Origin of the sequence: Enterobacter cancerogenus (assembly GCF_019047785.1) — a bacterium.
In the GTDB taxonomy this organism is placed as follows: Bacteria; Pseudomonadota; Gammaproteobacteria; order Enterobacterales; family Enterobacteriaceae; genus Enterobacter; species Enterobacter cancerogenus.
Genome location: NZ_CP077290.1, coordinates 2,155,351 through 2,179,838 on the forward strand (window position 1 = coordinate 2,155,351; position 24,488 = coordinate 2,179,838).

At 58.0% G+C, this 24,488-nt stretch carries 19 protein-coding genes; 9 read left to right on the plus strand and 10 right to left on the minus strand.

All coding sequences use genetic code 11. The features are described from left to right. Positions 1 to 58: 58 nt before the first annotated feature. On the minus strand, positions 59 to 1,438 hold the full coding sequence (gene mpl / locus I6L58_RS10100; RefSeq protein WP_006179047.1) for a UDP-N-acetylmuramate:L-alanyl-gamma-D-glutamyl-meso-diaminopimelate ligase: 1,380 nt from the start codon (positions 1,436 to 1,438) through the stop codon (positions 59 to 61). A gap of 198 nt (positions 1,439 to 1,636) precedes the next feature. Between mpl and fbp the strand changes: the two genes are divergently transcribed. Both fbp and I6L58_RS10110 read left to right on the plus strand, forming a co-directional pair. Beyond that, a complete protein-coding gene (gene fbp, locus I6L58_RS10105) occupies positions 1,637 to 2,635 on the plus strand; it encodes a class 1 fructose-bisphosphatase (RefSeq protein ID WP_006179046.1) in 999 nt (332 codons plus the stop codon). 150 nt (positions 2,636 to 2,785) lie between these two features. Beyond that, positions 2,786 to 3,079 (plus strand): helix-turn-helix domain-containing protein, encoded by a 294-nt coding sequence (locus I6L58_RS10110; RefSeq protein WP_088208732.1) that lies wholly within the window; start codon positions 2,786 to 2,788, stop codon positions 3,077 to 3,079. Between the two features lie 34 nt (positions 3,080 to 3,113). Here I6L58_RS10110 and I6L58_RS10115 read toward each other — a convergent pair whose 3' ends face one another. The 5 genes from I6L58_RS10115 to ytfQ all read right to left on the minus strand — a co-directional run bounded on the left by I6L58_RS10115 (position 3,114) and on the right by ytfQ (position 9,361). Further along, on the minus strand, positions 3,114 to 4,682 hold the full coding sequence (locus I6L58_RS10115) for a methyl-accepting chemotaxis protein (protein WP_088208731.1): 1,569 nt from the start codon (positions 4,680 to 4,682) through the stop codon (positions 3,114 to 3,116). Positions 4,683 to 4,778: 96 nt separating this feature from the next. Further along, positions 4,779 to 5,777: a galactofuranose ABC transporter, permease protein YjfF gene (gene yjfF / locus I6L58_RS10120; protein WP_042322562.1), complete on the minus strand. Its 999-nt coding sequence runs from the start codon at positions 5,775 to 5,777 to the stop codon at positions 4,779 to 4,781. Continuing rightward, positions 5,764 to 6,789, minus strand: a complete 1,026-nt coding sequence (gene ytfT / locus I6L58_RS10125; RefSeq protein WP_161975916.1) for a galactofuranose ABC transporter, ATP-binding protein YtfT — start codon at positions 6,787 to 6,789, stop codon at positions 5,764 to 5,766. Before ytfT ends, yjfF begins: the two co-directional genes overlap by 14 nt. A gap of 10 nt (positions 6,790 to 6,799) precedes the next feature. Further along, positions 6,800 to 8,302 (minus strand): galactofuranose ABC transporter, ATP-binding protein YtfR, encoded by a 1,503-nt coding sequence (ytfR, locus tag I6L58_RS10130; RefSeq protein ID WP_006179041.1) that lies wholly within the window; start codon positions 8,300 to 8,302, stop codon positions 6,800 to 6,802. A 102-nt stretch (positions 8,303 to 8,404) separates the two neighbouring features. Beyond that, positions 8,405 to 9,361 carry a galactofuranose ABC transporter substrate-binding protein YtfQ gene (ytfQ, locus tag I6L58_RS10135; protein ID WP_006179039.1) on the minus strand — a complete coding sequence of 319 codons (957 nt, stop codon included), beginning with the start codon at positions 9,359 to 9,361 and terminating at the stop codon, positions 8,405 to 8,407. 308 nt (positions 9,362 to 9,669) lie between these two features. On the opposite strand from ytfQ, the gene ppa reads away from it, so the two are divergent. Further along, positions 9,670 to 10,200, plus strand: a complete 531-nt coding sequence (gene ppa / locus I6L58_RS10140) for an inorganic diphosphatase (protein WP_042322557.1) — start codon at positions 9,670 to 9,672, stop codon at positions 10,198 to 10,200. 165 nt (positions 10,201 to 10,365) lie between these two features. On the opposite strand, the gene I6L58_RS10145 is transcribed toward ppa, so the two are convergent. Genes I6L58_RS10145 through tamA form a run of 3 tightly spaced genes read right to left on the minus strand, consistent with a single transcriptional unit; the run spans position 10,366 to position 16,219 of the window. After that, positions 10,366 to 10,710, minus strand: a complete 345-nt coding sequence (locus tag I6L58_RS10145) for a gamma-glutamylcyclotransferase family protein (protein WP_006179035.1) — start codon at positions 10,708 to 10,710, stop codon at positions 10,366 to 10,368. 2 nt (positions 10,711 to 10,712) lie between these two features. Then, the gene (gene tamB / locus I6L58_RS10150; RefSeq protein ID WP_088208729.1) at positions 10,713 to 14,489 is read right to left on the minus strand and encodes an autotransporter assembly complex protein TamB; all 3,777 of its coding nucleotides are present in this window, start codon (positions 14,487 to 14,489) and stop codon (positions 10,713 to 10,715) included. Continuing rightward, entirely contained in the window at positions 14,486 to 16,219 is a 1,734-nt protein-coding gene (gene tamA / locus I6L58_RS10155) for an autotransporter assembly complex protein TamA (protein ID WP_058609548.1), read from the minus strand. The genes tamB and tamA overlap by 4 nt, the downstream gene beginning before the upstream one ends. Positions 16,220 to 16,445: 226 nt before the next feature. Here tamA and msrA point away from each other — a divergent pair, with 226 nt between their 5' ends. Further along, on the plus strand, positions 16,446 to 17,087 hold the full coding sequence (msrA, locus tag I6L58_RS10160) for a peptide-methionine (S)-S-oxide reductase MsrA (protein WP_042322554.1): 642 nt from the start codon (positions 16,446 to 16,448) through the stop codon (positions 17,085 to 17,087). Here the strand turns inward: msrA and I6L58_RS10165 are convergent, their stop codons facing one another. Next, entirely contained in the window at positions 17,088 to 18,146 is a 1,059-nt protein-coding gene (locus tag I6L58_RS10165; RefSeq protein WP_006179029.1) for a LacI family DNA-binding transcriptional regulator, read from the minus strand. Between the two features lie 192 nt (positions 18,147 to 18,338). Between I6L58_RS10165 and I6L58_RS10170 the strand changes: the two genes are divergently transcribed. The 5 genes from I6L58_RS10170 to I6L58_RS10190 all read left to right on the plus strand — a co-directional run bounded on the left by I6L58_RS10170 (position 18,339) and on the right by I6L58_RS10190 (position 24,415). Continuing rightward, the gene (locus tag I6L58_RS10170; RefSeq protein ID WP_088208728.1) at positions 18,339 to 19,490 is read left to right on the plus strand and encodes a Gfo/Idh/MocA family protein; all 1,152 of its coding nucleotides are present in this window, start codon (positions 18,339 to 18,341) and stop codon (positions 19,488 to 19,490) included. 16 nt (positions 19,491 to 19,506) lie between these two features. Then, complete coding sequence (locus I6L58_RS10175) at positions 19,507 to 20,685, plus strand: Gfo/Idh/MocA family protein (RefSeq protein ID WP_088208727.1); 1,179 nt, start codon at positions 19,507 to 19,509, stop codon at positions 20,683 to 20,685. 2 nt (positions 20,686 to 20,687) lie between these two features. Then, positions 20,688 to 21,755 (plus strand): Gfo/Idh/MocA family protein, encoded by a 1,068-nt coding sequence (locus tag I6L58_RS10180; RefSeq protein ID WP_088208726.1) that lies wholly within the window; start codon positions 20,688 to 20,690, stop codon positions 21,753 to 21,755. Positions 21,756 to 21,766: 11 nt separating this feature from the next. After that, complete coding sequence (locus tag I6L58_RS10185; RefSeq protein WP_058609544.1) at positions 21,767 to 22,789, plus strand: Gfo/Idh/MocA family protein; 1,023 nt, start codon at positions 21,767 to 21,769, stop codon at positions 22,787 to 22,789. A 78-nt stretch (positions 22,790 to 22,867) separates the two neighbouring features. Continuing rightward, positions 22,868 to 24,415 carry an MFS transporter gene (locus I6L58_RS10190; RefSeq protein ID WP_088208725.1) on the plus strand — a complete coding sequence of 516 codons (1,548 nt, stop codon included), beginning with the start codon at positions 22,868 to 22,870 and terminating at the stop codon, positions 24,413 to 24,415. The last annotated feature ends 73 nt before the right edge of the window (positions 24,416 to 24,488 follow it).

Consider the following 24,488-nt stretch of genomic DNA (forward strand, 5'->3'; position numbering starts at 1 on the left):
GGGGAGAGGAAGAAGAGGAACGTAGGCCCGGTAAGCGCAAGCGCCACCGGGCTTTTTTTTACGCGTCGATGGCCGCTTCCGCTTTCTTAGCCAAACCATCGAGCAGCTTCTGATGGATCCCACCAAACCCGCCGTTGCTCATCACCAGAATGTGATCGCCAGGCTGTGCCGCTTTCACCACCATATCCGCCAGCACATCTACGTCCGCGCTCCAGTGCGCAGGCTGAATGCAGGCGTCGGCCACTTCCGCGACCTGCCACGGAATATGCTGCGGCTGCAACAGGAAGACCTCATCGGCGCGGCCTAACGACGGCGCGAGGTCGTCTTTGCAGATCCCCATCTTCATGGTGTTAGAGCGCGGCTCCAGCACCGCCAGAATGCGCGCGGTACCGCCGACCTTGCCGCGCAGGGCCGCCAGCGTCGCCAGAATGGCGGTTGGGTGATGCGCGAAGTCATCGTATACCGTCACGCCATGCGCTTCACCGCGCAGCTCCAGACGACGGCGGGCGTTGATAAACGTGCCCAGCGCCTTCGCCGCATCCGCAGGCACAACGCCGACGTGACGCGCCGCGGCAATCGCCATCAGGCCGTTGTGCATGTTGTGCTCACCGACCAGGCCCCACTTCACTTCACCCACTTTTTCGCCGTCGAGCAGCACATCCCACTCGGAGGCATCAGCGTTACGTTTTTTCGCCTGCCAGTGACCCTGCTCGCCCACCAGCTCCTGCTCGCTCCAGCAGCCCATCGCCATCGTCTGTTTCAGATTAATGTCGTTCTCCGGCAGGATGATACGGCCCTGCCCCGGCACGATGCGTACCAGGTGGTGGAACTGCTTCTGAATGGCTTTCAGGTCGTCGAAAATATCGGCGTGGTCGAATTCAAGGTTGTTGAGGATCAGCGTGCGCGGGCAGTAGTGCACGAACTTGGAGCGTTTATCAAAGAACGCGCAGTCATACTCATCGGCTTCGATGACAAAGAACGGGCTGTCGCCCAGGCGCGCAGAGACGTCGAAGTTCCCCGGCACGCCGCCAATCACGAAGCCCGGCTTGTAGCCGCAGGCTTCGAGGATCCAGGTCGCCATCCCGGCGGTGGTGGTTTTACCGTGCGTCCCGGCCACGGCGACGACCCAGCGGTCGCGCAGCACAAAATCATGCAGCCACTGCGGGCCAGACATGAACGGTATATTGCGTTCCAGCACCGCTTCAACACACGGATTACCCCGGGTCATGGCATTGCCAATGATGACGAGATCCGGCTGCGGCTCTAACTGACTGGCATCATATCCCTGAATAAGGGAGATCCCCTCTTTCTCCAGAAGCGTGCTCATCGGCGGATACACATTGGCGTCCGAACCTGTCACTTCGTGGCCCTGCGCGCGTGCCAGCAATGCCAGGCCGCCCATGAAAGTGCCACAAATCCCCAAAATATGAATGCGCATACGTCACTATCCTTCTTCAATGTGGCGCACATTTTACTCACATGTCAGCGGGTGTGAAACGCATTTCAGGTAAATCCGTATTTTGCTGGCGCGATTCACCTCTGCGCTACTATTTGAATATTTGTTAAGATTGTTGGGCTTTAGTCGTTTTAGTGAACATACGATCGCTCTACTCACATAAGATGCAGGGAAAGTGTTATGAAAACGTTAGGTGAATTTATTGTCGAAAAGCAGCACGAGTTCTCTCATGCTACGGGTGAACTGACTGCTTTGCTGTCGGCAATAAAGCTGGGCGCTAAGATCATCCACCGCGATATCAACAAGGCCGGTCTGGTCGATATCCTGGGTGCCAGCGGTGCCGAGAACGTTCAGGGCGAGGTTCAGCAGAAACTTGACCTGTTCGCAAATGAAAAACTGAAAGCTGCACTGCGCGCGCGCGACATCGTTGCGGGTATCGCCTCTGAAGAAGAAGATGAAATCGTCGTTTTCGAAGGGTGCGAGCACGCAAAATACGTTGTTCTGATGGACCCGCTCGATGGCTCCTCTAACATCGACGTTAACGTCTCTGTGGGTACCATTTTCTCCATTTACCGCCGCGTCACGCCTGTTGGCACGCCGGTAACGGAAGAAGATTTCCTGCAACCGGGCAGCCAGCAGGTGGCCGCGGGTTACGTGGTGTATGGCTCCTCAACCATGCTGGTGTACACCACCGGCTGTGGCGTTCATGCGTTCACCTACGATCCGTCACTGGGCGTGTTCTGCCTGTGTCAGGAGCGCATGCGCTTCCCGGAGAAAGGCAGCACCTACTCCATCAACGAAGGCAACTACATCAAGTTCCCGAACGGCGTGAAGAAGTACATCAAGTTCTGCCAGGAAGAAGATAAAGCCACCCAGCGCCCGTATACCTCACGTTATATCGGCTCTCTGGTCGCGGACTTCCACCGCAACCTGCTGAAGGGCGGGATCTATCTCTACCCAAGCACCGCCAGCCACCCCGACGGCAAGCTGCGCCTGCTGTACGAATGCAACCCGATGGCGTTCCTGGCCGAGCAGGCGGGCGGCAAGGCGAGCGACGGTAAGCAACGCATTCTGGACATCGTGCCGGAAAGCCTGCACCAGCGCCGCTCGTTCTTCGTCGGCAACAACCATATGGTTGAAGACGTTGAGCGGATGATCCGCGAATACCCGGACGCATAACGCACGCAATAGGGGGAGCTGCTCTGGCTCCCCTTTTTATTTATATCGTTAACCGTATAAATGAATATAAAAATGGCGCTTTAATCCGCATCCTCGCTCCTGCATTATTTTCATAACAGTTTATGAAATATTCCCTGGAGCATACCGGTGATGAAAAACTATTCCCGAGCCTGTACCGGCATCGATTTAAATCTTATTCCTGTCTTTATTGAGGTGGTTCGCTGTAAAAGCCTGGCGAAGGCGTCTGTGCGTCTGGAGATGTCGCGCCCGGCGGTGAGCCTGGCGTTAAAGCGTTTCACGCAGCTCTTTAGTGAGCCGCTCTTTATTCGTAAAGGGCTGTATCTTGAACCCACCGAAAAAGCGCTGGCGTTAACCACCACGCTGGAAATATTAATGGGCGGTATTCACGATAATATCGGCGCGATTAATTCAGCGACAATATAAACCCTGGCGCAAGCGCCAGGGTGGAGGCCTGTTTTCAGGCCGTTTGTGCCGTCAGCTTAAAGGACGCCATCGCAGCCAATAATTCGCGCGACTGTTCTTCCAGCGAGTGCGTCGCAGCAGAGGATTGCTGGACCAGCGCCGCATTTTGCTGCGCGGTTTCGTCCATCTGGTTGACCGCAATATTGACCTGCTCAATACCACGACTCTGTTCATGAGACGCTGTCGCGATTTCACGCATCAGTTTGGTCATACGCAGCACTTCGGTGGCGATCTCATCCATCGTTTCCCCCGCCTGCTGCGCCAGCTCGCTCCCTTCATTCACGTGGGTTTGCGAATCGCTGATAAGCGCGCGGATCTCTTTAGCGGCATCGGCGCTTCGGCTGGCCAGATTTCGCACTTCGCCCGCAACCACCGCAAACCCCCGCCCCTGCTCGCCCGCACGCGCCGCCTCAACGGAGGCGTTTAGCGCCAGAATGTTGGTCTGGAACGCGATGCCATCGATCACGCTCAGGATGTCAGCAATACGCGCCGAGCTGCCGGAGATATCACGCATCTTCTCAATCACATAGCAGACCATTTCGCTGCCGTGATCGGCGGTGTCGGAAACAGTTTTCGCCAGCTGGTGCGCCTGTTCCGCATTGTCTGCGTTGAGTTTCACCGTCGCGGTAATCTCCTCCATGCTGGCCGCCGTTTGCTCCAGCGAGGTGGCAGTCGATTCCGTGCGCTGGGCGAGGTTGATGTTGCCCGCCGTAAGCTCGCGGCTGCCGGTATCGATCTGCGAACTGGCATCGCGCACGCGCAGCACCGAGCCCATCAACGACTGGCGCATCTCCTCGATGGCCGCATTTAAGCGGTTAAACTCCTGGCTTGCCGGGGCGTTGAGCGTATGCGTCAGGTCGCCCGCCGCCACATGCTCCAGCTGAGCAATAGAGGCCGACAACGGCTTAAGCAGCATATGGCGCAGAACCAGCCAGGCCAGCACGATAATGCCCGCCGTCAGCAGCGCCGCCACCACGATCAGGATCATCACCCGGGTTTTACTCGCCTGCACGGCGTTCACTTCGGCTTTGCCCCGCGCGTCGCTCCACGCCTGAAACGCCTGCATATCGTTATCAAACCGCTTCGCCACCGGCACCAGGGCGTTCTCCAGCAGATCGTAGTAGCCATCCGCGCTCTGGTCGTTCAGGGCTTTCAGCATCGGGTTGATCCCCTGCTGGTTATAGGCCGCAAGGCTCGCCGCGACCTTGTCCAGCAGCTGTTGCCCCTGCGTATCCGCCACGCCGCCGTCAATAACGGCTTTCAGCGTTTTCTGGGCCTGTATGACTTCCTGTTGAATGTTCTTCACCGCGTTTGCCGCGTCGTCGAGCATGCCGATTTCCATCATGCGGACGGCCTGGCCCGCTTCATTGCGCGCACGCAGGATCAGCGTGTAACCCGAATTAAGCTGCACCATCTGCTCACCCTGAAGGTGGTTGATGCGCTGGAGTGAAGAAGAGCTCTGTGTGAGGGCATAAATGCCAATGCCGCTGACAATCAGCAGCAGAAGGGTCATAACGGCCAGTAAAGAAAGCAAGCCGGTACGAATCGATAGCGTTTTAAGCATGATATTATTTCCGGTAGCGAGATATTTCTGGGCATAAAATAAGGGTATCGGCCGCTACCGGAAAATGTTTAGTCTTTAAGCAATTTCAGTGTGTTATCACTTTGTTGTCGACACGTTTACGCGTGTAACCGGCGAGCTTTGGCGGTTCTCCCAGAGTACCGTCAGGCCGCGCTGCAGGGCGATAAAGATAAACAGCAGAATGCCGATGGCAATCTTCGTCCACCATGAGCTTAGCGTGCCGTCAAAGTTGATATAGGTTTGAATCAGCCCCTGGATCGCCACGCCAAACAGCGTGCCGAGCACCGTGCCCACGCCGCCGCTGAGCAGCGTACCGCCAATCACCACCGATGCGATCGCATCCAGTTCTACCCCCACGCCCGCCAGCGCGTAGCCTGCCTGGGTATAAATCGAGAACACGATCCCAGCCAGCGTCGCCAGCCCGGTAGAAAGCATGTAAATGCGGATCGTCGTGCTGCGCGTGGAGATCCCCATCAGGTTCGCCGAGGTGGCGCTACCGCCAATGGCATACACCTGATTACCAAAGCGGGTACGGTGCGCAAGGAAGATCCCAATTACCACCACGCCCAGCATCAGCAGCCCCATCGCGCTCAGCCGCCCGCCGCCGGGAATTTTCCACGCCAGGCTGGAGAGCGTGTCGTAGACAGGATGGTTAATCGGAATCGACTCCTCCGACACCAGATAGCTTACGCCGCGCAGGAAGAACATCCCGGCGAGGGTAATAATGAACGCCGGGATTTTGAGTGCGTCGATCAGCAGCCCCATAAACGCGCCGAACGCGCAGCCCATCACCAGCACCAGCGGGAAAGCCAGCAGCGGTGAGATCCCCCAGAAGCCAATCGCTTTGGCGAGGAACACGCCGGTAAAGGCGATCACCGAGCCAACGGAAAGATCGATCCCGCCGGAGAGGATCACAAAGGTCATTCCGACGGCAATAATGCCTAAAAAGGCGTTATCGGTCAGGATATTGCAGATCACCCGCGTGGAGGCGAAGCCGGGGAATTGCGTCAGGCAGTAGAGATAGCCCAGCACAAACACGCCCAGTGTAATCATCAACGGTAAATTACGTTTTATCATGGCCCCGGATCCCCTTAATGATGCTGACGAAGCGCGGCGACTGAACGATCAGCACGCAAAGCACGACCACCGCTTTCACCACCTGGTTTAGCTCAGGCTGGAAACCGGAGAGCAGGATCCCGGTATTCATCCCCTGAATAATCAGCGCGCCCGTCACCGAGAGCAGCAGGTTAAAACGCCCGCCCATCAGCGAACCGCCGCCGATAACGACCGCGAGGATCGCATCCAGCTCCAGCCATAGCCCGGCGTTGTTGGCATCGGCTCCGCGAATATCCGCCGCGACGATCACCCCGGCAATAGCGGCACATACGCCGCTTAGCACGTAGGTCAGCATCACCATCAGCCGCGTATTCACCCCGGCGTTTTTCGCCGCGCGAATGTTGATTCCCACGGCTTCAATGAACATGCCGAGCGCCGTTTTGCGGGTAAAGAGCCAGAACACGATCAGCGTCACCAGGGCAATAATCACCGGCATCGGGAAGTAGAGAAAATTGCCGCTGCCGATCCACGCCAGGCTCGGCGAGTCAAAGGTGACAATCTGCCCGGAGGTAATCAGCTGCGCCACGCCGCGTCCGGCAACCATTAAAATCAGGGTGGCAACAAACGGCTGTATTTTCAGCACGGCGACCAGAATGCCGTTCCACAGCCCGGCCAGTACCCCAGCACCCAGCGCGGCAAGCAGCACCATCGGCAGGCCGTGGCCGGCAACGGTCATCGACGCGGCCGTCGCGCCGGCAATGGCCATCACGGCGCCGACGGAGAGGTCGATCCCGCCGGTGGCAATCACCAGCGTCATGCCAATCGCCAGCAGCGCCACCGGGGCGGCGCGGTTTAAAATATCAATCGGGCTGCCAAACAGGCGGCCATCCTGCACGATTATCTGGAAGAAATGCGGCGCAACCAGGCTGTCCACCAGCAGAACCAGCAGCAGCGCGATGATTTGCGGCGTGCCGGTCGGCCAGGTGAAGCGGCGCTTTGTCTCGCCGGTGTGCGAAAGTGAACGGGACATCACGATTAACTCCTTATGCCGCAATGGCGTTCATGATTGCCGGAACGGAGAGCTTATCCAGCGGGATCTCGGCGACCTGCTTGCGATCGCGCATGATAATGACCCGATCGGCATAGCCCACCAGCTCCTCCAGCTCAGACGAAATCACCAGCAGCGCCAGCCCGTCGGCGCAGAGCGTTTCAATCAGCCGGATAATTTCGGCGTGCGCGCCCACGTCGATACCGCGCGTCGGCTCGTCGAGGATCAGGAACTGCGGTTTGGTCAGCAGCCAGCGTGACAGCAGCACCTTCTGCTGGTTACCGCCCGAGAGAAACTCAATGGGCTGCTCCGCGCTCGGGGTGCGGATGCCGAGCTGGCGGATAAAGCGTTCAGCAATGGCGTTTTGCTCTCTACGCGGGATCGGCCTGAGCCAGCCGCGCTGCGCCTGCAGGGCGAGAATGATGTTTTCGCGCACCGAGGCGGCGGCAATAATGCCGTCCGTTTTGCGGTCTTCCGGGCAGAAACCGACGCCAAGACACGACGCCTGATGCGGCGATCGCAGGGTTTGCGGTTTGCCTTTGATCAGCGCGCTGCCACTGTCGGCAGGCTTGATCCCGAAGATCACCTCGGCAGTTTCGGTGCGGCCCGATCCTAACAGCCCCGCCAGACCGACGATCTCGCCGGGGCGTACCTGCAGATCGAACGGCGCAATCACCCCTTTTTTGCCGAAACCGCTAAACGCAGCGACCGGTTTATCGCTGAGAAGCGTACGGCCCGCACGCTGCAGCGCGTTGGTCTCCAGTTCGCGGCCCAGCATCATTTTGACCAGCTCAATCTGCGGCAGCTCGCGGGTTTCGCGGCAACCGACAAAGCTGCCGTTACGCAGAACGGTAATGCGATCGCTGACGTCATACACCTGATCGAGGAAGTGGGTGACGAAGATCAGGCTCACCCCCCGATCGCGCAGCTGGCGCATCAGGGTGAACAGCATTTCCACTTCCTGGGTGTCGAGACTGGCGGTCGGCTCATCGAGGATCAGCACTTTTGCCGACAGATCGATGGCGCGGCAAATGGCCACGATCTGCTGCATCGCCACAGAAAAACGGTTCAGCGGTTCGCGAACGTCGAGCGAGAAGCCATAAGACGCCATCAGCGCCGTGGCCCGCGCTTCCATCTCTTTACGGCGCAGCAGGCCGAAGCGCCTGGGTTCCCGGCCAATAAACAGGTTGTCCGCCACCGACATATTCGGCAGCAGGTTCACTTCCTGATACACCGTGCCAATCCCCAGCTGTTGGGCATGGGCGGTATTTTTCGGCGAAATGACGTTGCCCTCCAGCCAGAGGGTGCCGCGATCGGCGTGATAGACGCCGGTCAGCGCCTTAATCAGGGTGGATTTTCCCGCGCCGTTTTCGCCGAGCAACGCCATGATTTCGCCGCGACGCAGGCTGAAATCGACGTTATCCAGCGCTTTTACGCCGGGAAAGAATTTGCTTAAGCCCTCTGTGCGGAGGATTTCCTGATGGTGTTCGGTGGTCATGGTTCCCCCTGCATCAAGCCGGATGGCGCTACGCTTATCCGGCCTACAAAAAAGCGTAGCGTAGGCCGGGTTAGCGCAGCGCCACCCGGCAATTTTACTGGCTTAGTAACCCATATTTTTCTTCTTCTCTAACTCTTCTTTCGCCGTGTCCGGCAGGTAGAGCGTCGATTTGGTAATGGTCAGCTGTTCAGGCTTAGTGCCGTCTTTCTTGAATTTCTCCAGCGCGTCGAATGCCGGGCCGGCCATGTTAGGGGTCAGCTCAACGCTGGCGTTCGCTTCGCCATCCATCATCGCTTTATAGATATCCGGCACGCCGTCGATAGAGCCAGTGAGAATATCTTTGCCCGGCTTGAGGCCCGCTTCTTTAATCGCCTGGATCGCACCGATCACCATGTCATCGTTATGGGCGTAAACCATGCAGATGTTTTTGCCGTTGTTTTCCGCCTTGATAAAGCTCTCCATTACCTCTTTACCTTTGCTGCGGGTAAAGTCGCCGGACTGGGAACGGATAATCTTAATGTTTGGCGCCTTAGCGATGGCCTCGGCAAAGCCTTTCTTACGGTCGATGGCCACGCTTGCGCCGACGGTGCCCTGCAGCTCAACGACGTTGCACGGTTTGCCGTCAACCTGCTTCACCAGCCAGTCGCCGATCAATTTGCCTTCCAGCACGTTGTCAGCCGTCACGGTGGTCATATAGAGAGATTTGTCTTTTACATCGATGGAACGATCGAGCAGGAAGACCGGAATTTCAGCATCTTTCGCTTCCTTCAGTACCGGCTCCCAGCCTGTCGCGACCACCGGGGCAATGAAGATGGCATCTACGCCCTGAGCGATGAAGGAGCGTACCGCTTTGATTTGGTTCTCTTGTTTTTGCTGGCCGTCGGCAATTTTCAGCGTGATACCGCGTTTTTCGGCCTCGCTTTTTGCCACGCTGGTCTCCGCGGCGCGCCAGCCGGATTCAGAGCCGACCTGCGAAAATCCTACGGTTAAGGGTGCAGCCATCGCCATAGACGACATGGCTGCCGAAACTGCTGTGACAAGAAGTAAGCGCTTCCACATATGAACGTCCTCGTAGGGTGTTTATTGTTGGTTAAAAGATGTTCTGCGAAAAAACTATAGCCAATGCGAGATGTAACGGATTGCGTTACATCACACTTCAGAAAAGTGAATAAAACGTTAATCACAAGTTTGTAATCGCTTTCATTTCGGCATTTAAAATGCGGCTGAGTTTATGGATTTTCCTGTCATGGAAAGGGTCTGAAAAGTGGGCTTGCGGGGCAGAGAAGGCGAAAACAGGCGGAGACATTCAGCGCCAGTTGGCTATAATACCTGCCACTTGTTTACCATCCATTTTAAAGGACACAGACATGAGCTTACTCAACGTCCCTGCGGGTAAAGAACTGCCAGAAGACATCTACGTTGTTATCGAAATCCCGGCCAACGCAGATCCTATCAAATACGAAATCGACAAAGACACCGGTGCCCTGTTCGTAGACCGTTTCATGTCTACCGCGATGTTCTATCCGTGCAACTACGGTTACATCAACCACACCCTGTCTCTGGACGGTGACCCGGTTGACGTGCTGGTCCCAACGCCATACCCACTGCAGCCAGGCGCAGTCATTCGCTGCCGTCCAGTTGGCGTGCTGAAAATGACCGACGAAGCGGGCGAAGATGCCAAACTGGTTGCGGTCCCGCACACCAAGCTGAGCAAAGAGTACGATCACATTAAAGATGTGAACGACCTGCCAGAGCTGCTGAAAGCGCAGATCACTCACTTCTTCGAGCACTACAAAGACCTCGAAAAAGGCAAATGGGTTAAAGTTGACGGTTGGGACAACGCTGAAGCGGCTAAAGCAGAAATCGTTGCGTCCTTCGAGCGTGCGGCTAAGAAGTAATTCTTACTGCCGATTGCTGAAAGCCCCGCGAGCCGGGGCTTTTTTGTGGCTGAAGAGTGTCGCCCGGCGGCGCTACGCTTGCACGGTCCTGCAATGAACATGCAGGCCGGGTCATCCGGCATAAGGCGCAAAAAACAACGCCACCTTGCGGTGGCGTTGTTTTTCTCAGTACTGGTCTCTGTCTAACCAGTTACCGCTTTCAATCAGCGTTAACCCTTCGACCGAACGTTGGTACACGTACATCCATGCACTCCCGTACGGCGTCTGGATCAACTGGCGAGCGTATTCACCGCCCCTGGTGCGCAAGGCATCAAGTTCGGCTAACGTGGCATTATCAATACGATAAACCTCACCCTGTACCGTTCCGTTTCCCGGAACCGCGCCTGGATAGTGGCCCAGACTGTACAACTGGTAGTTCTCGATATTGTAATTTCCCAGCAGCAGGGCGTTGGTCATCCAGTGACTGTTGCCTTGCTTGGTGCGTAAACTGCCGTAAACAAATATTCGCATTGCTAAAACTCAAACTGATAGAGCAGATCAAGTGCCTGGTCTACGCCAGACACTGCTTCCAGATATAGCTTAGGCATCAGGCGATAGCGTAGCGTGAGTGTTGCCAGTGAGTCAAAGATCCCCACACCGTATTTTACCTGCAGACCCGGCAGTACGTAGCCGCTGACCACTACCTGCGAAGAGTCACCCACGCCCTGAGTATCCAGTGCCAGATTGCTTACGCCGAACGTCTCGCCGATTTTACCCACAACCTGACCACTTTGTGCAACCCCCAGACCGACTAACATTGACGTCATCGCCGCACTGTCGCTCTGACCGCTATCCAGACCTTGCCCGCGCAGCAGGTAAGACAACGCTTCCTGTTGCGACATCGCCGGGTCGGAGAAGATTTCCGCCTTCGGTTCGTCGGCAGAGCCGGTGACACGCACGCCCGCAATGACGTCGTTTTCGGTGGCCTCAGGGTTACGAATCGCTTCGATGTTCAGCAGCGGTTGATCCGGCGGGCCGGAGAACAGCAGTTCGCCTTTACGCACAATCAGATCCTGACCGTAGGCGTGGAAACGCCCTTCAGGAATATTGATTTGTCCGTTGAGGCCAAGTCCCTGCTGATCCTGCGCCACTTTCAGATCGCCCGTCAGCCTTGCCTTCAGCCCAAACGCATCCAAACGCACGTTATTCCCCACGTGCACAATAAGATTACTATTGATCGGGATGCCAGCGCTCTTCTGTTCGACAGGTTTCAGATTTTCATTGAGCATAACTTCGTCACTGGAGACGCCCACCGCGCTTTCCGGCACCTCGTGAACCACGATACGCGCCCACGGCACGTCCACGCGTCCATCAAGCGTAAAGAGGCTTGGCGTCGCCTCAAAGACGACATCCGGCGACACGTCCAGGCGCACCATCGGTGGCACCGTAATGCGTACCCGGCTGCCCTTCGCCGCGACGCGCGCACGCCAGTTATCCAGCTGGCTCCAGTCCGCATCACCGCTCAGGTTGATTTGCCCTTGCTGCGTGCGCACAACCCCGGCCAGGGTCGAACTCCTGCCGTTAAAGTTCATTGAAAGCTGGCTCGGCTGCATATCAAACGGCATGAAGTTCCCGTCAATATCAATGCCGTTCAGCTGCATCTGGCCGAACAGCTGCGGCCCCTGGGCGTCCCCCGCCAGACGCAGGTTAGCGTTCAGGGTGCCCGCCGCTTTCTCTCCGCGAGAGAAAATCGGGTTGACCATCGCCAGATTGAAGTTGCGGATATTGACGTTGCCGCCGAGATTACGCCGCCCCTGCGGATCGGTGATTTGCACCTGCCCGTCAAACTGGCCGTTGTTGGTCAGGCGGATAAGCCATCCCAGCTCCGCGCGGTTGTTACGCAGCTCCGCGTTGACGTTCAGGGTGTCGAACGCGACCGGTAGCGAGGCGTCATTGACCTCCTGCGTTACCTTCACGTTGCGCCCGGAGAGCGACACGCTGCCCTCCGGCAAGCCCTCTTTGGTGGTGTCCCACGCCACGTCGGCCTTGCCGGTGAATACGCCGCTGGCCTGCGTGGTGTCAGGCATGAAGGGTTTAAGCATCGCCAGGTCGAAGCGTTTGAGATTCACCTGCGCGCGCCCTTCTGCACCGGCATCAATGGTTTGCGGTACGCACAGTTCGGCATTCGGGTTGGTCCAGCAGTGTGGCCCAATGCTGATCTTCTGCTCGGCGTTGCGGTAGTCCAGCGCGATTGAGCGCGACAGCGCCAGCGGCCCGACCGGCGTACTGAAACGGGTGTTATCCAGCGTCCCTTTCCAGCGCGCCGCTTTGCGATCGAAGCTGCCCGCCAGGTGAAGCTGCCCTGAAACCGGCTCGCCCTGCACCCGTAGCTGGAGATCGTGCTGCTTCTCGTTGCCTTTGGCGTCGAGCGTGACCAGGTTGATGTTCACGCCGGGCTGAGAGATGCGCTCCACGCGCAGGTTCAGGTTACCGCCAATCTGGTCCGTGGATTTCACATCCCCGTCCACGCGAACGCGCGCAACGGACAGCTCCTGCCAGCGCAGGTTATTGGCGGTGATATCCGCCAGCAACTGCGGTGCATCCACCGTCCCGCGCACCTTCACCAGACCTTTTGCCGTGCCGCCAAGGCCCGGCAGGGCGTTATCGAGATTTGGCGCATCGATGGTGGCGTCCAGTTCGAGGTCTTTCACCCCCAGCTCGCCTTTGATATCCGCGGTGTTACGCCCCAGCGCCACGTGCAGGCCGGGAATCGTCCATTGCAGGTAGCTGTTGCCCTTCACCGCGCCTTCAACGTTGACCTTGTTCTGCTTCACGTTACCGGTGAGCTTGATTTCCGGCACGTCCATCTGCCACGTACCGCCGTACAGGCTGCCCCGGGTTTTGATCAGGCCATCAAGTTTCGACGGCCAGTCCGGCACCTCTTTGGCGGTGTTGATCCCCTTGAGCTTAAGCTCGCCCCGCCAGCTGATGGCCTGCTGCCAGTCCAGCAGCGCGGTCAGCTCGGTGGTACCTTCCAGCGCCGCCACGGTGAGCTTGTCGAGATTAACCTGCTGCTCGTTGCCCTTCGCATCCAGCGTAATCGTCGCGGGCGGCACGCCCTGGCCTTTCACCGCCGTGCGGAACGACAGCGTATAGTCGGTCATTTTGCCGCTCAGCTTCAGCTTCAGATCGTCGGCCTGGAACTGTTTTTCGCCGGTAAACGGCCAGTAAAGCTGCTGGCTGACAATCTCCAGGTTGATCGGTAATCCGGCCTGCGCCAGTTGCGTTTGCCCGCGCAGCACCATGTCCACCGGCCCGGAGAGGTTAATGCCAAACTCCAGCTTCTCGCGCAGCGCACCGCCAACCTTCAGCTTCACCTTCTCGCCTTTCAGCGGGTCGATGTTGAGCGCGCTGTTCAGGGTGATATCCACCGGCCAGTTATCGCGCAGCAGCGCATTGCCCGTGGCGTTGACCGAACCCTGGTTGGTGTCGATATCCAGCGCATCGAGCTTCATGTTGCCGTCGATACTGCTGACCTTGAGCAGCATGTTAAAGACGGTTAAATCGGTGTCACCGGTCAGGCGCAACTGCTCGCCTTTAAACTCTTCGATATTAAGGTTCAGCGGCAGATGAACGTCGGTCATCTCCGGCAGGACCGGTTTCGAGAACAGATCCTTCAGCGTTTCGCCCAGCGGTTTTTCATCCGGCTGCGGGTTCTGGATCTTCGGTTCAACCACCTCCTCCTGCGCCACCTCGGCCACCTTCGGCAGGGCAATCAGCAGCCCCTGCAGGGAGGTGGGCGTCAGGGTGAGGTTTTTCTCCTGCCAGCGCAGGCCGGAGGTGAAATCCATTACCGACACGGTGGTGTCGTCAATTTTGACATTGACGTTGTCCAGCGCCACCCGGTAGAGCGCAATCGGGTACGGCGTGGAGAGGTTAAGCGGACCGCTGTCCTCTTCCTGCACCGGCTCTGACTTCGGCATTTTTTTCGAATCTATCGCCACGTTCACATCTTTTAGCGACAGATCGTTTACGCAGAGCTTGCTGTCCCGCAGGCAGCCCAGCTTCACCGCCAGATGGAATTCACCGGCGTTAACCGCTACGCCCGGCTGCTCATAACGAATGTTTTTCAGACGCAGATCGCGCCAGCCGCCGGTGACCTGGCCTATCTCCAGCCCCGGCACCCAGCGGTTAGCCGCGTTAAACAGCAGGTGTAAACCCGTGGTCGTTCCGACCAGAAACGCCACCGTACCAAGCAACAGCACGATAAATATCAGCACCCCGAGGCTTATCTTCTTCCATAAACTCATAATTCAGGCCCCAGACCGATGTAAAACTGTAAACCGTGTTCGTCTTTGTCACCCACCGGCACGGCAAAGTCGAGCTTGATAGGCCCGACGGGCGACTGCCAGCGCACGCCTACGCCCGCGCCGGTTTTGAAATCGCTTCTGCGGATGTCGTTAACTGCTTCACCGCCGTCAACGAACATCGCGCCCCACCACTTGCCGCTGACGTTGTATTGATACTCCAGCGAGCCGGTTGCCAGCTTGGATGCCCCGGTGAGCTGGCCTTTGTCGTTTTCCGGCGAGATTGATTTGTACTTATAGCCACGAATACTGCGGTCGCCCCCGGCGAAGAAGCGCAGATCCGGCGGAACGCGCTCAAAATCATCGGTTTCGATCCAGCCAAGGTTGCCGCGCATCACGAAGCGGTGTTTATCCAGCAGCGTTCGGATCCAGACGTTTTGCGCCTGCACGACCGTGAAGTCCACGTCGGACCCCCACATCGTGTTGGAATAGTCGATGGAGTAGCGCTGGGAATCACCCCAGGTTGGCATCAGGCCACCGCGCGAGCGGGTACGGCTGATCATCACGCCCGGATAAAGCAGCATGGTGGTATTGGTGACGTTGGCCTGAGTAAAGTGGTCGAGACTCCAGCGCAGGTTGATGGCGCGCTGCCAGCCGCTGGAGAGATCCCAGAAGCGTGAGACCGCAAGCGTGGTGGAGTCCTGCTCGGTATCGTTCAAATCGGTACGCTTGAAGCCGCCCTGCAGCAAATAGTATTGCTCAAGCGGGTTCTTCAGCAGCGGCATCTTGTAGCTAAAATCGAGCTGCTGCTCGGGCGCGGAGATGCTGGCGCTGGTGGTCAGGCTGTGGCCGTAGGAGTTCATCCACGGCTTTTTCCACGTCGCCTTCACCCGCGGCCCCACATCCGTGGAATAACCTACCCCGGTTTCGATGGTGTTTTCCGTGCGCGGCGAAACCACGCCATGCAGCGGCAGAACTTTCGTTTTGCGCGATTTATCAAATTCCGGCGCAACGACCACCGAGTTAAACCAGCCGGTAGCCGACAGACGACGGTTCAGCTCGGCCAGATCGCTCGACTGGTAATAATCGCCCGTTTTGAACGGCACCAGGTTTTGCAGGTACTCTTCGCGAATTTGCGAACCTTCAAAGGTCACCGCCCCAAAGCGGTAGCGCTCGCCGCTGTCATAATCGATATCCCAGAAGGCCTGGTGTCTGTCGAGCGCCACGCCCAGCTGGCTTTTATTGAACTGGCTGTCAAAGTAACCTTTGCGCAGCGACACGCTGGTTAATGACTTTTTGAAACGATCGTAGTCGCCGTGGTTAAGCACGGTGCCGACGCGCGGGCGCGTGCTCAGCAGGTCGAGATAATCCCGGTCGGTACGCGCGTCGCCGCGCAGCACCACGTTGGTACCGCCTATTTTTACCGGTTCCCCGGGCGAGACGCGGGCAATGAGTACCTGCCGCCCTTTAGCCGGAGGCGGACGCAGGTCGAAATCGATGGTCGGTTCGTAATACCCCAGCGCCTTTAGCCCGTCGCGGATCGCATCATCCACGCGCGCGCGAAATCGCCGGTCCGGCGTCACTTCGTCACTCTGGATCGTTGACAGCTGCGCACGAACGTTTTTTTCCAGCGCCCCGGATAACCCTTCAACCTGCAAACGGACATTCGCCGCGCTGGCAACCCCGCTTGTCAGCAACAGGCTGACGAAACATAACTGGCGGATCTTTGTCACGTTTTCTCCTGAATATCCCTGTATCCACCCCTGGAAGCAAAATGAAGTGCCGTTCCACGGCTTCTCACGGCTTTACAGCCCAAAACCCAATTCGTGGGTTGAAAAAGGGTTTAACACCCAAATATTTCTTATGATTAAATCTAGACTCATTCAGCGCGTTTATTGTGTTCAATTAAACGCGCCGTGACAACCTTAACCGAAACATCGCTACCCCGGAGGCCCCACCGTGAGTTTATTCGACAAAAAGCATCTGGTTTCGCAAGCCGATGCATTACCGGGACGCAATACCCCCATGCCAGTGGCGACGTTACACGCCGTAAATCACCATTCAATGACAAACGTTCCTGATGGAATGGAGATCGCCCTGTTCGCGATGGGCTGCTTCTGGGGCGTGGAACGTCTGTTCTGGCAGCTTCCCGGCGTTTACAGTACCGCCGCAGGCTATACCGGGGGCTACACGCCAAACCCAACCTACCGCGAAGTGTGCTCCGGTGATACCGGCCACGCGGAAGCGGTGCGCGTGGTATATGACCCGGCCATCATCAGCTATGAACAGCTTCTGCAGGTGTTCTGGGAAAATCACGATCCGGCGCAGGGTATGCAGCAGGGTAACGACCACGGTACGCAGTATCGCTCCGCCATTTATCCGCTCACCCCCGAGCAGGATGCCGCCGCACGCGCCAGCCTGGAACGCTTCCAGCAGGCCATGCATGACGCGGGCGATAAACGCCAGGTGACCACCGAAATCGCCACGGCGAAGCCGTTTTACTATGCAGAGGACGACCACCAGCAATATTTGCATAAAAATCCGTACGGCTACTGCGGGATCGGGGGCATCGGCGTGTGCCTGCCGCCACAGCTGGCCTGATTACTGCTTCAGCGCCACGCGAGCTGCGTGGCGCGTGGCGTTACTCACCGACCCGTAATCTACCGCTTTTCCCTGCAGCAGCAGGTTATAGACCGGCGCCTGTGGCCGGTTCAGGCGCGTCTGCAGCAGGTGCACCGCTTCAATGCCAAGATCGCGGCAGGGCACCGTTATCCCGGTGACCGGTTTATCCAGCCGGTGTTCAAGGTTCCACGCAAAATCGGTCGTAATAAGGGAGATATCTTCCGGTATCCGCAGCCCACGGCGCGCCAGCACCCTGAGTACGCCCTCCGTCATGCTGGTACTGTTGGGGAAAATCACCTCCGGCCACTGCGCTCGGTCATGACCCGACAACCACTCGTCCAGCGCGCGCTCGGCCTCCTCTGCGGTAAACCACTCCGTCACCAGCAGGTCGCGCTGCGGCTCAAAATTGACGTGAAAATGGCGATACGCCTCTTTGATGCCGTCCAGCCGCGCGTAGAGCGTTTCCCGCCGCAGGCAGGTCAGGGTTAATACCCGACGATGCCCCTGCTCAAAAAGATACTGCATGGCGGTAAACCCGATGGCGCGATGGTCGGGCGAAACGGAATCGAGCAGGCGATCCCTGTCGACCGAATTAATTAACACACAGGGTTTATTCAGCGTCCCGGCCAGTTTAAAAATGGTGGAATCATCAGTTCCAATGATAATTACCGCGTTAATATTTTTATGGCTCGCCTTTTCGAGGAATAATTTTACGTCGGCATTCTGTTCTTCTAATCCGCAATAGCTCACCCAGACATTATGCGGTGCGCTGGCCTCTGCAATACCTTTGGTCACTTCCAGATAAAATATATCGCCGCGCCCCTGAAAGGTTCTTTCCGGAGCAAACACCGCAATGCCGTTAATCAGCAGACGCCCGCTGGCCATCGACTCCAGCACGCCCAGCTCCCGCGCGGTGCTGACAATGGCCTCCCGGGCCTTGTCGCTGGTATAGGATTTACCGCTTAACACCCTGGAAACGGTACTGACGGAATATCCCGTCAGGGCGGCGATCTCCTCCATTTTTAATTTTCCCGGCATTGCGTGACCTCGCTCACATTCGGTTTTTGCAAATATTTGCAGAAACAGCGCATTGATTTTAAAACCAAATTTCAATGTCGTTAGAGATTACTTAAGGAGGTTGCGAGTATTCTCACAAAAACACATTGTCGCTGCGTCATCCCTTTCTTATTTTCCGGTCATCACTCTTTTCGACTGAAATTAAGGTGTGACATGGAAAAGGTACGTTTTGGCATTATTGGAATCGGTAATATTGGTACGGTTCACGCGCGCTATTTACTGGCGGGCACCGTCAGCGACGCCTGCCTGACGGCGGTTTGCGACAATGCGCCGGAAAAGCATCCGGCGATTCGCCAGCTGACAGGCGATATTCCTCTGTTCAGCGACGCGCAGGAGATGCTCCAGAGCGGGCTTATTGACGCGGTTATCGTCGCCACTCCGCATTACGACCATCCGCGCCTGTCGATGCTGGCGATGCGCAGCGGCATTCATACCCTGTGCGAGAAACCGGCGGGGGTTTACACCGCACAGGTGCAGGAGATGAACGCCTGCGCCCGCGAGTGCGACGTGACCTTTGGCATCATGTATAACCAGCGCCCTAACCCGCTCTATCAGAAGGTTAAAGACCTGATCGACAGCGGCGAGCTGGGCGAAATCCGCCGCTCCAACTGGATAATCACCAACTGGTATCGCTCGCAGAGCTACTACAACTCCGGCGGCTGGCGCGCCACCTGGAAGGGTGAAGGCGGCGGCGTGCTGCTCAACCAGGACCCGCATCAGCTCGATCTCTGGCAGTGGCTGGTGGGCATGCCGGTGCGTCTGCGCGCGTTTTGCCAGTTCGGCAAACACCGCGATATCGAGGTTGAAGACGAGGTTACGGCCTACGCCGAATACGCCAACGGGGCCACCGGGGTGTTTATCACCACCGTCGCCGAAACGCCGGGCACCAACCGCCTGGAGATTGCAGGTGACCGCGGCAAAGTGGTCGTGGAAGAAGGCAAACTGCGCTTCTGGCGACTGCGCGAATCCGAAACCGCATTTAACGCCCGCTGGCAGAACGGCTTCGGCGAGCCGGAGTGCTGGGAAGTCACGATCCCCGTGGCCCCGGAATACAGCGAGCATCACGTCATTACCGCTAACTTCTGCGCGGCGATCCTGCGCGGCGAGCCGCTGATTGCCCCCGGTCTGGAAGGCATTCGCGGGCTGACGCTCTCCAACGCGATGCACCTTTCCACCTGGACCGACGACTGGGTGGAACTGCCGCTCAACGAAAAACAGTATCTGCGCCTGCTTCAGCAGCGCATCGCCACCTCTGCCGACAAAGAGGCCACCAGCATCACCCTGGATGCCTCTGGCACCTGGTAACGACCGAGGAGAGAGCATGATCAATGTCGCCATCGTGGGAACAGGCAATATCTCCCATAACCATATTCAGGGCTATTTACAGTTTGGATCGCGCTGCCGGATTGTGGCGCTGGTCGATATCTACCCGGACAAGGCGCACGAGAAAAAAGTGCGCTACGGCCTGACGGACGCCCGGGTGTACGAAAGCCACCGGCAGATGCTGGAATCTGAACCCAATCTCGATATCGTTGACGTGTGTACCCCGCCCTACGTGCATGCCGGGATTAGCATTGACGCGCTTCATGCCGGCTGCAACGTGCTGTGTGAAAAACCGATGGCCGCCTCGCTGGAGGAGTGCGACGCGATGATCGCCGCCCAACAGTCGAGCGGCAAAATCCTCTCGGTGATTGCCCAGAACCGGTTTACCGACGCCTTCTGGCGGCTGAAGGCGGCGCTGGACTCGGGCCTTGCGGGGACTGTCTGCCACGCTCAGGTAGACTCCTTCTGGTGGCGCGGCCACTGCTACTACGACCTGTGGTGGCGCGGCACCTGGGAGAAAGAGGGCGGCGGCTGCACGCTTAATCACGCCGTACACCACATCGACGCCGTTCAGTGGATGCTCGGCTTCCCGTCCGAGGTGGTGGCGATGATGACCAACGTGGCGCACGACAACGCCGAGGTGGAGGATCTCAGCGCCGCCATTTTCAAATACCCCAGCGGCGCGCTCGCGCAGATCACCGCGTCGGTGGTCCATCACGGGGAAGATCAAAAAATCATTATTCAGGGCGATAAGGCGCGCATCTCCGCGCCGTGGCAGGCCTACGCCAGCGTCAGCGCCGACAACGGTTTCCCGCAGGAGGTACAGGATCGGCAGCGGGAAGCGCGGCTTAACACCGTATTTCAGGAGACGCCAACGCTCAAATGGACGCTGCACACCGGGCAGATCAACGACCTGCTTGATGCCATTGAGCAAGGCACGGCTCCGCTGGTCGATGGCGTGCAGGGCAAGCGTGCCCTGGAGCTGATTACGGCGATCTATAAATCGTCGATTACGCGCGCGGTGGTGTCGCTGCCAATCCTTCGCGACGATCCGTTTTACCGCACCGGCGGGACCAACGCGCTCGCCCCCCGCTTTTACGAGAAATCCACCAGCGTCGCTAACTTCAGCGAAGTGGGCGCTATCCCTCTGGGCAAAGATCTGGATCGAGGAGTCTGACAATGAATAAAAATGACGGAATGAACTACGCGCCGGTCGGCAAGCCACAGCCGGTCGTGCAGGAAGGCGAGTTTGTCTTTGCCGCCGCCGCGCTCGATCACGGGCATATCTATGGCATGTGCAACGGGCTGATTGAGGCGGGTGCGACGCTGAAATGGGTTTACGATCCCGATCCGGTGAAGGTGGATGCGTTTGTGCAGCAGTATCCGCAGGTGAAAGTGGCCCGTTCGCTGGAGGTTATTCTCAGCGATGACGCGGTGCGCCTGGTGGCCGGGGCCGCCATTCCCTCCGGGCGCTGCGCGCTGGGGCTGAAAGCCATGGCCGCCGGTAAGGACTATTTTACCGACAAAGCGCCGCTGACCACCCTTGAACAGCTGGCCGACGCCAAAGCAATGGTGGAGAAGACCGGTAAAAAATACGCGGTTTACTACAGCGAACGCCTGCACGTAGAAAGCGCCGTGTTCGCCGGACAGTTGGTGCAGCAGGGGGCGATTGGCCGCGTGGTGCAGACGCTGGGCATGGGGCCACACCGTGAGGGACAGGGCCGCCCGGCGTGGTTCTACGATCGCCGCGACTTCGGCGGCATCCTCTGCGACATCGGCAGCCACCAGATCGAGCAGTTCCTGTTTTACACCGGCAACCACGAGGCCCACATCGTTGCCAGCCAGGTGCGCAACGTGAACCATCCGCAGTACCCGGCGTTTGAAGATTTCGGTGACGCGATGATCAAAGGTGAGAACGGCGCGAGCGGCTATTTCCGCTGCGACTGGTTCACCCCGGACGGGCTGTCGACCTGGGGCGACGGACGGCTGACGCTGCTGGGTACCGAGGGGTATATCGAGATCCGCAAGTACGTCGATTTGACCCGCGGCGAGCAGGACGTGGTGTATCTCGTCAACAAGGAGGGTGAGTTCCGCTACCCCGTTGCCGGGCAGGTCGGGTTCCCGTTCTTTGGCGAACTGATCCTCGACTGCCTGCACCGCACGGAAAACGCCATGACCCAGGCGCACGCCTTTAAGGCCGCCGAGCTGTGCGTGAAGGCGCAAATGCTCGCGAACGCGGCAGGATAAGGGAGACGCCGATGGACATGCTTAACAGCGCCATTATCGGCTGCGGGGCCATTCACAGCTGCCATGTGAACGCCCTGCGTCAGATCCCCAACGTTGCGCTGCGCGCGCTGGCCGATACCGACAGCGTGAAAGGGCTGAAGCTGGGAATGGCCTATCAGTGCCGCTTTTATCAGGATTACCGGGAGATGCTGCTCGATGACACCCTCGACGTGGTGCATATCTGCACGCCCCATTTCGAGCATAAAAACATGATCCTGGCGGCGCTTAATGCCGGTAAGCACGTATTTTGCGAAAAACCGGTGGTGATGAACAGCAGCGAACTGGCCGACATCATGGCGGCCGCCGCGCAGGCGACCGGCAAGCTCGGCGTGTGCTACCAGAACCGGCTCAACCCGACCAGCCTGCGCATCCGTAAAGAGCTGGAGGACGGCGGGCTGGGGAGAATGCTGAGCATCCGGGCGGTGCTCACCTGGTCCCGGTCGGGGGCGTATTACACCGACAGTCCCTGGCGCGGTCGTCTGGCAACGGAGGGCGGCAGCCTGCTGATTAACCAGGCCATTCACACCCTCGACCTGATGCAGTGGTTCGCAGGCGGCGTCACCCGGCTAAAAGGGGTGGTCGACAGCGGCGAACTGGCCGACGTGACCGAAGGAGAGGACAGCGCGATGGCCACGCTGCACTTTGCCAACGGCGCGCGCGGACTGTTTTACGCCAGCAACTGCAATACCACGGACTCGCCCCTGCTGCTGGAGATCCACTGCGAGCACGGCACGCTGCAGCTTAACGACAACACCCTCTGGCGGATCGCGTCCGGGGAGCGCATCCGGCTGGCGAGCGACGCAGCCCCGGACGGCACGGCCAAAAGCTACTGGGGGCTGGGCCACCAGCAGGCGATCCGCCGCTTTTATCACGCCCTTCTTCACCCGGAGGTGACGGACTACACCGATATCCGCGCCGCCGGACACTCACTCAGGCTTGTGGAGGCAATTTATAGGTCATCTCAACTACGGCAATGGATAGATATCACCCACTAAATCGTAATTTGCATTCCAGAACTTAATAAAAATACGACCCGAAAACGGGTCATTCATTACCCTACACTGGACAATATTATGGTCAAACCAACTGAACGTAGAGTTGGTTATGGCGTGGCGCTTGGCTACGGCATAACCGATCTGTTTGGCGGAGGCGCTTTCGCCATTATCGGCACCTGGCTGTTATTTTTTTATACTACCTATTGCGGGTTGTCGGTCGTCGAGGCCGGCTCCATCTTTGCCATCGCCCGCGTCATTGATGCCCTCTTAAGCCCGATTATGGGCTACGTTACCGATAATTTCGGTGATACCTGGCTCGGGCGTAAATTCGGGCGGCGGCGCTTCTTTTTATTGCTGAGTTCGCCCCTGATGTTTCTCTATGCCCTGCTGTGGCTGACGGACATGGGCTACTGGTACTACCTTGGCACCTATCTGTCCATCGAGTTGCTGTCGGCGATGGTGCTGGTGCCGTGGGAAACGCTGGCGGCAGAGATGACCAATCGCTACGAGGAACGTAGCCGCCTCTCCGGGGTGCGGATGATCTGCTCGCAGCTGGGGGGCTTTTTAGCGGTCTCCGTTCCCGGCGTTATCATGCAATTTACCGGCAAAGATAATCCGTTTACCTATACCCTCACCGGACTGATATTTTCCTGCGTCTTCTGTATCGCGGTCTTTATTACCTGGTTTACCACCTGGGAAGCCAAAGACGTACAGCAGGAGTCCAGCTTTAAGGTCGATAATCAGCGCAGCAGCGGTCTCGTCAACCATTTAAAATATCTGGTGCTCGATCTCTTCTCGTCCTTCCGTATTCGGGCGTTCCGGCTGCATATCATGATTTATATCTTCTCGTTTACCGCCATGGACGTGTTTGGCTCAGTCTTTACCTACTACGTGGTGTATTGCCTGAGTCAGGATGCCGCCGCCGTGTCCGGCTGGCTGAGTATTGCCGCCTTTGCTTCGGTGCCGGGAACCTATGGCTTTATGCTGCTGTTAAACCGGCTCAACATGACCCCTTCCGCCGCGCTGCGGTTCTCCTACGGCTGTATTTTCTGCGTGCTGGCGTTTCTTTTTACGGTTTATCTCACCAAAACGCAGGTGCCGACCCTGGTGTTCTCGGCGGTCTTTATCCTGCTGGGTGCCGCGCGTTCCGGGCTTTATTACATCCCCTGGAACATCTACAGCTTTATTCCCGATATTGATGAGATGGTCACACAGCAGCGCCGCGAAGGAATTTTTGCAGGCGTGATGGTGCTGACGCGCAAAAGTACCGTGGCGATTGCCATCATGATTATCGGCCTGGTGTTGCAGGAGTCTGGTTTCGTGAAAGGCAGCGGCGCGCAGCCGGAAAGCGCGCTGAACGCCATCATCGGGCTGATGATCTTCGCCACGGCGGCGCTGCTGGCGGTGAGTTTCTTCACCACCTACCGGTTCAAACTCACCCGGGAAACCCACAAAACGCTGCTCAGGGAGATTGCCCGCCGCAAGCTTGGCGGTGATTACCGCGACTGCGACGACACTACCCGCGTCGTCATCAAGCAGCTCACAGGCTATGAGTATGACGAAGTGTGGGGAGGCGATGCCACGCGTCGCACGACAGGAAACGTTAGCCTGTCAGGCGCAAAATAGGCGCTCAGGGTAGACTGCCGGGCCGCCAATGGCCCGGCTCCTGCCACAGCTGCCGTGACGAAACCGTGACCTC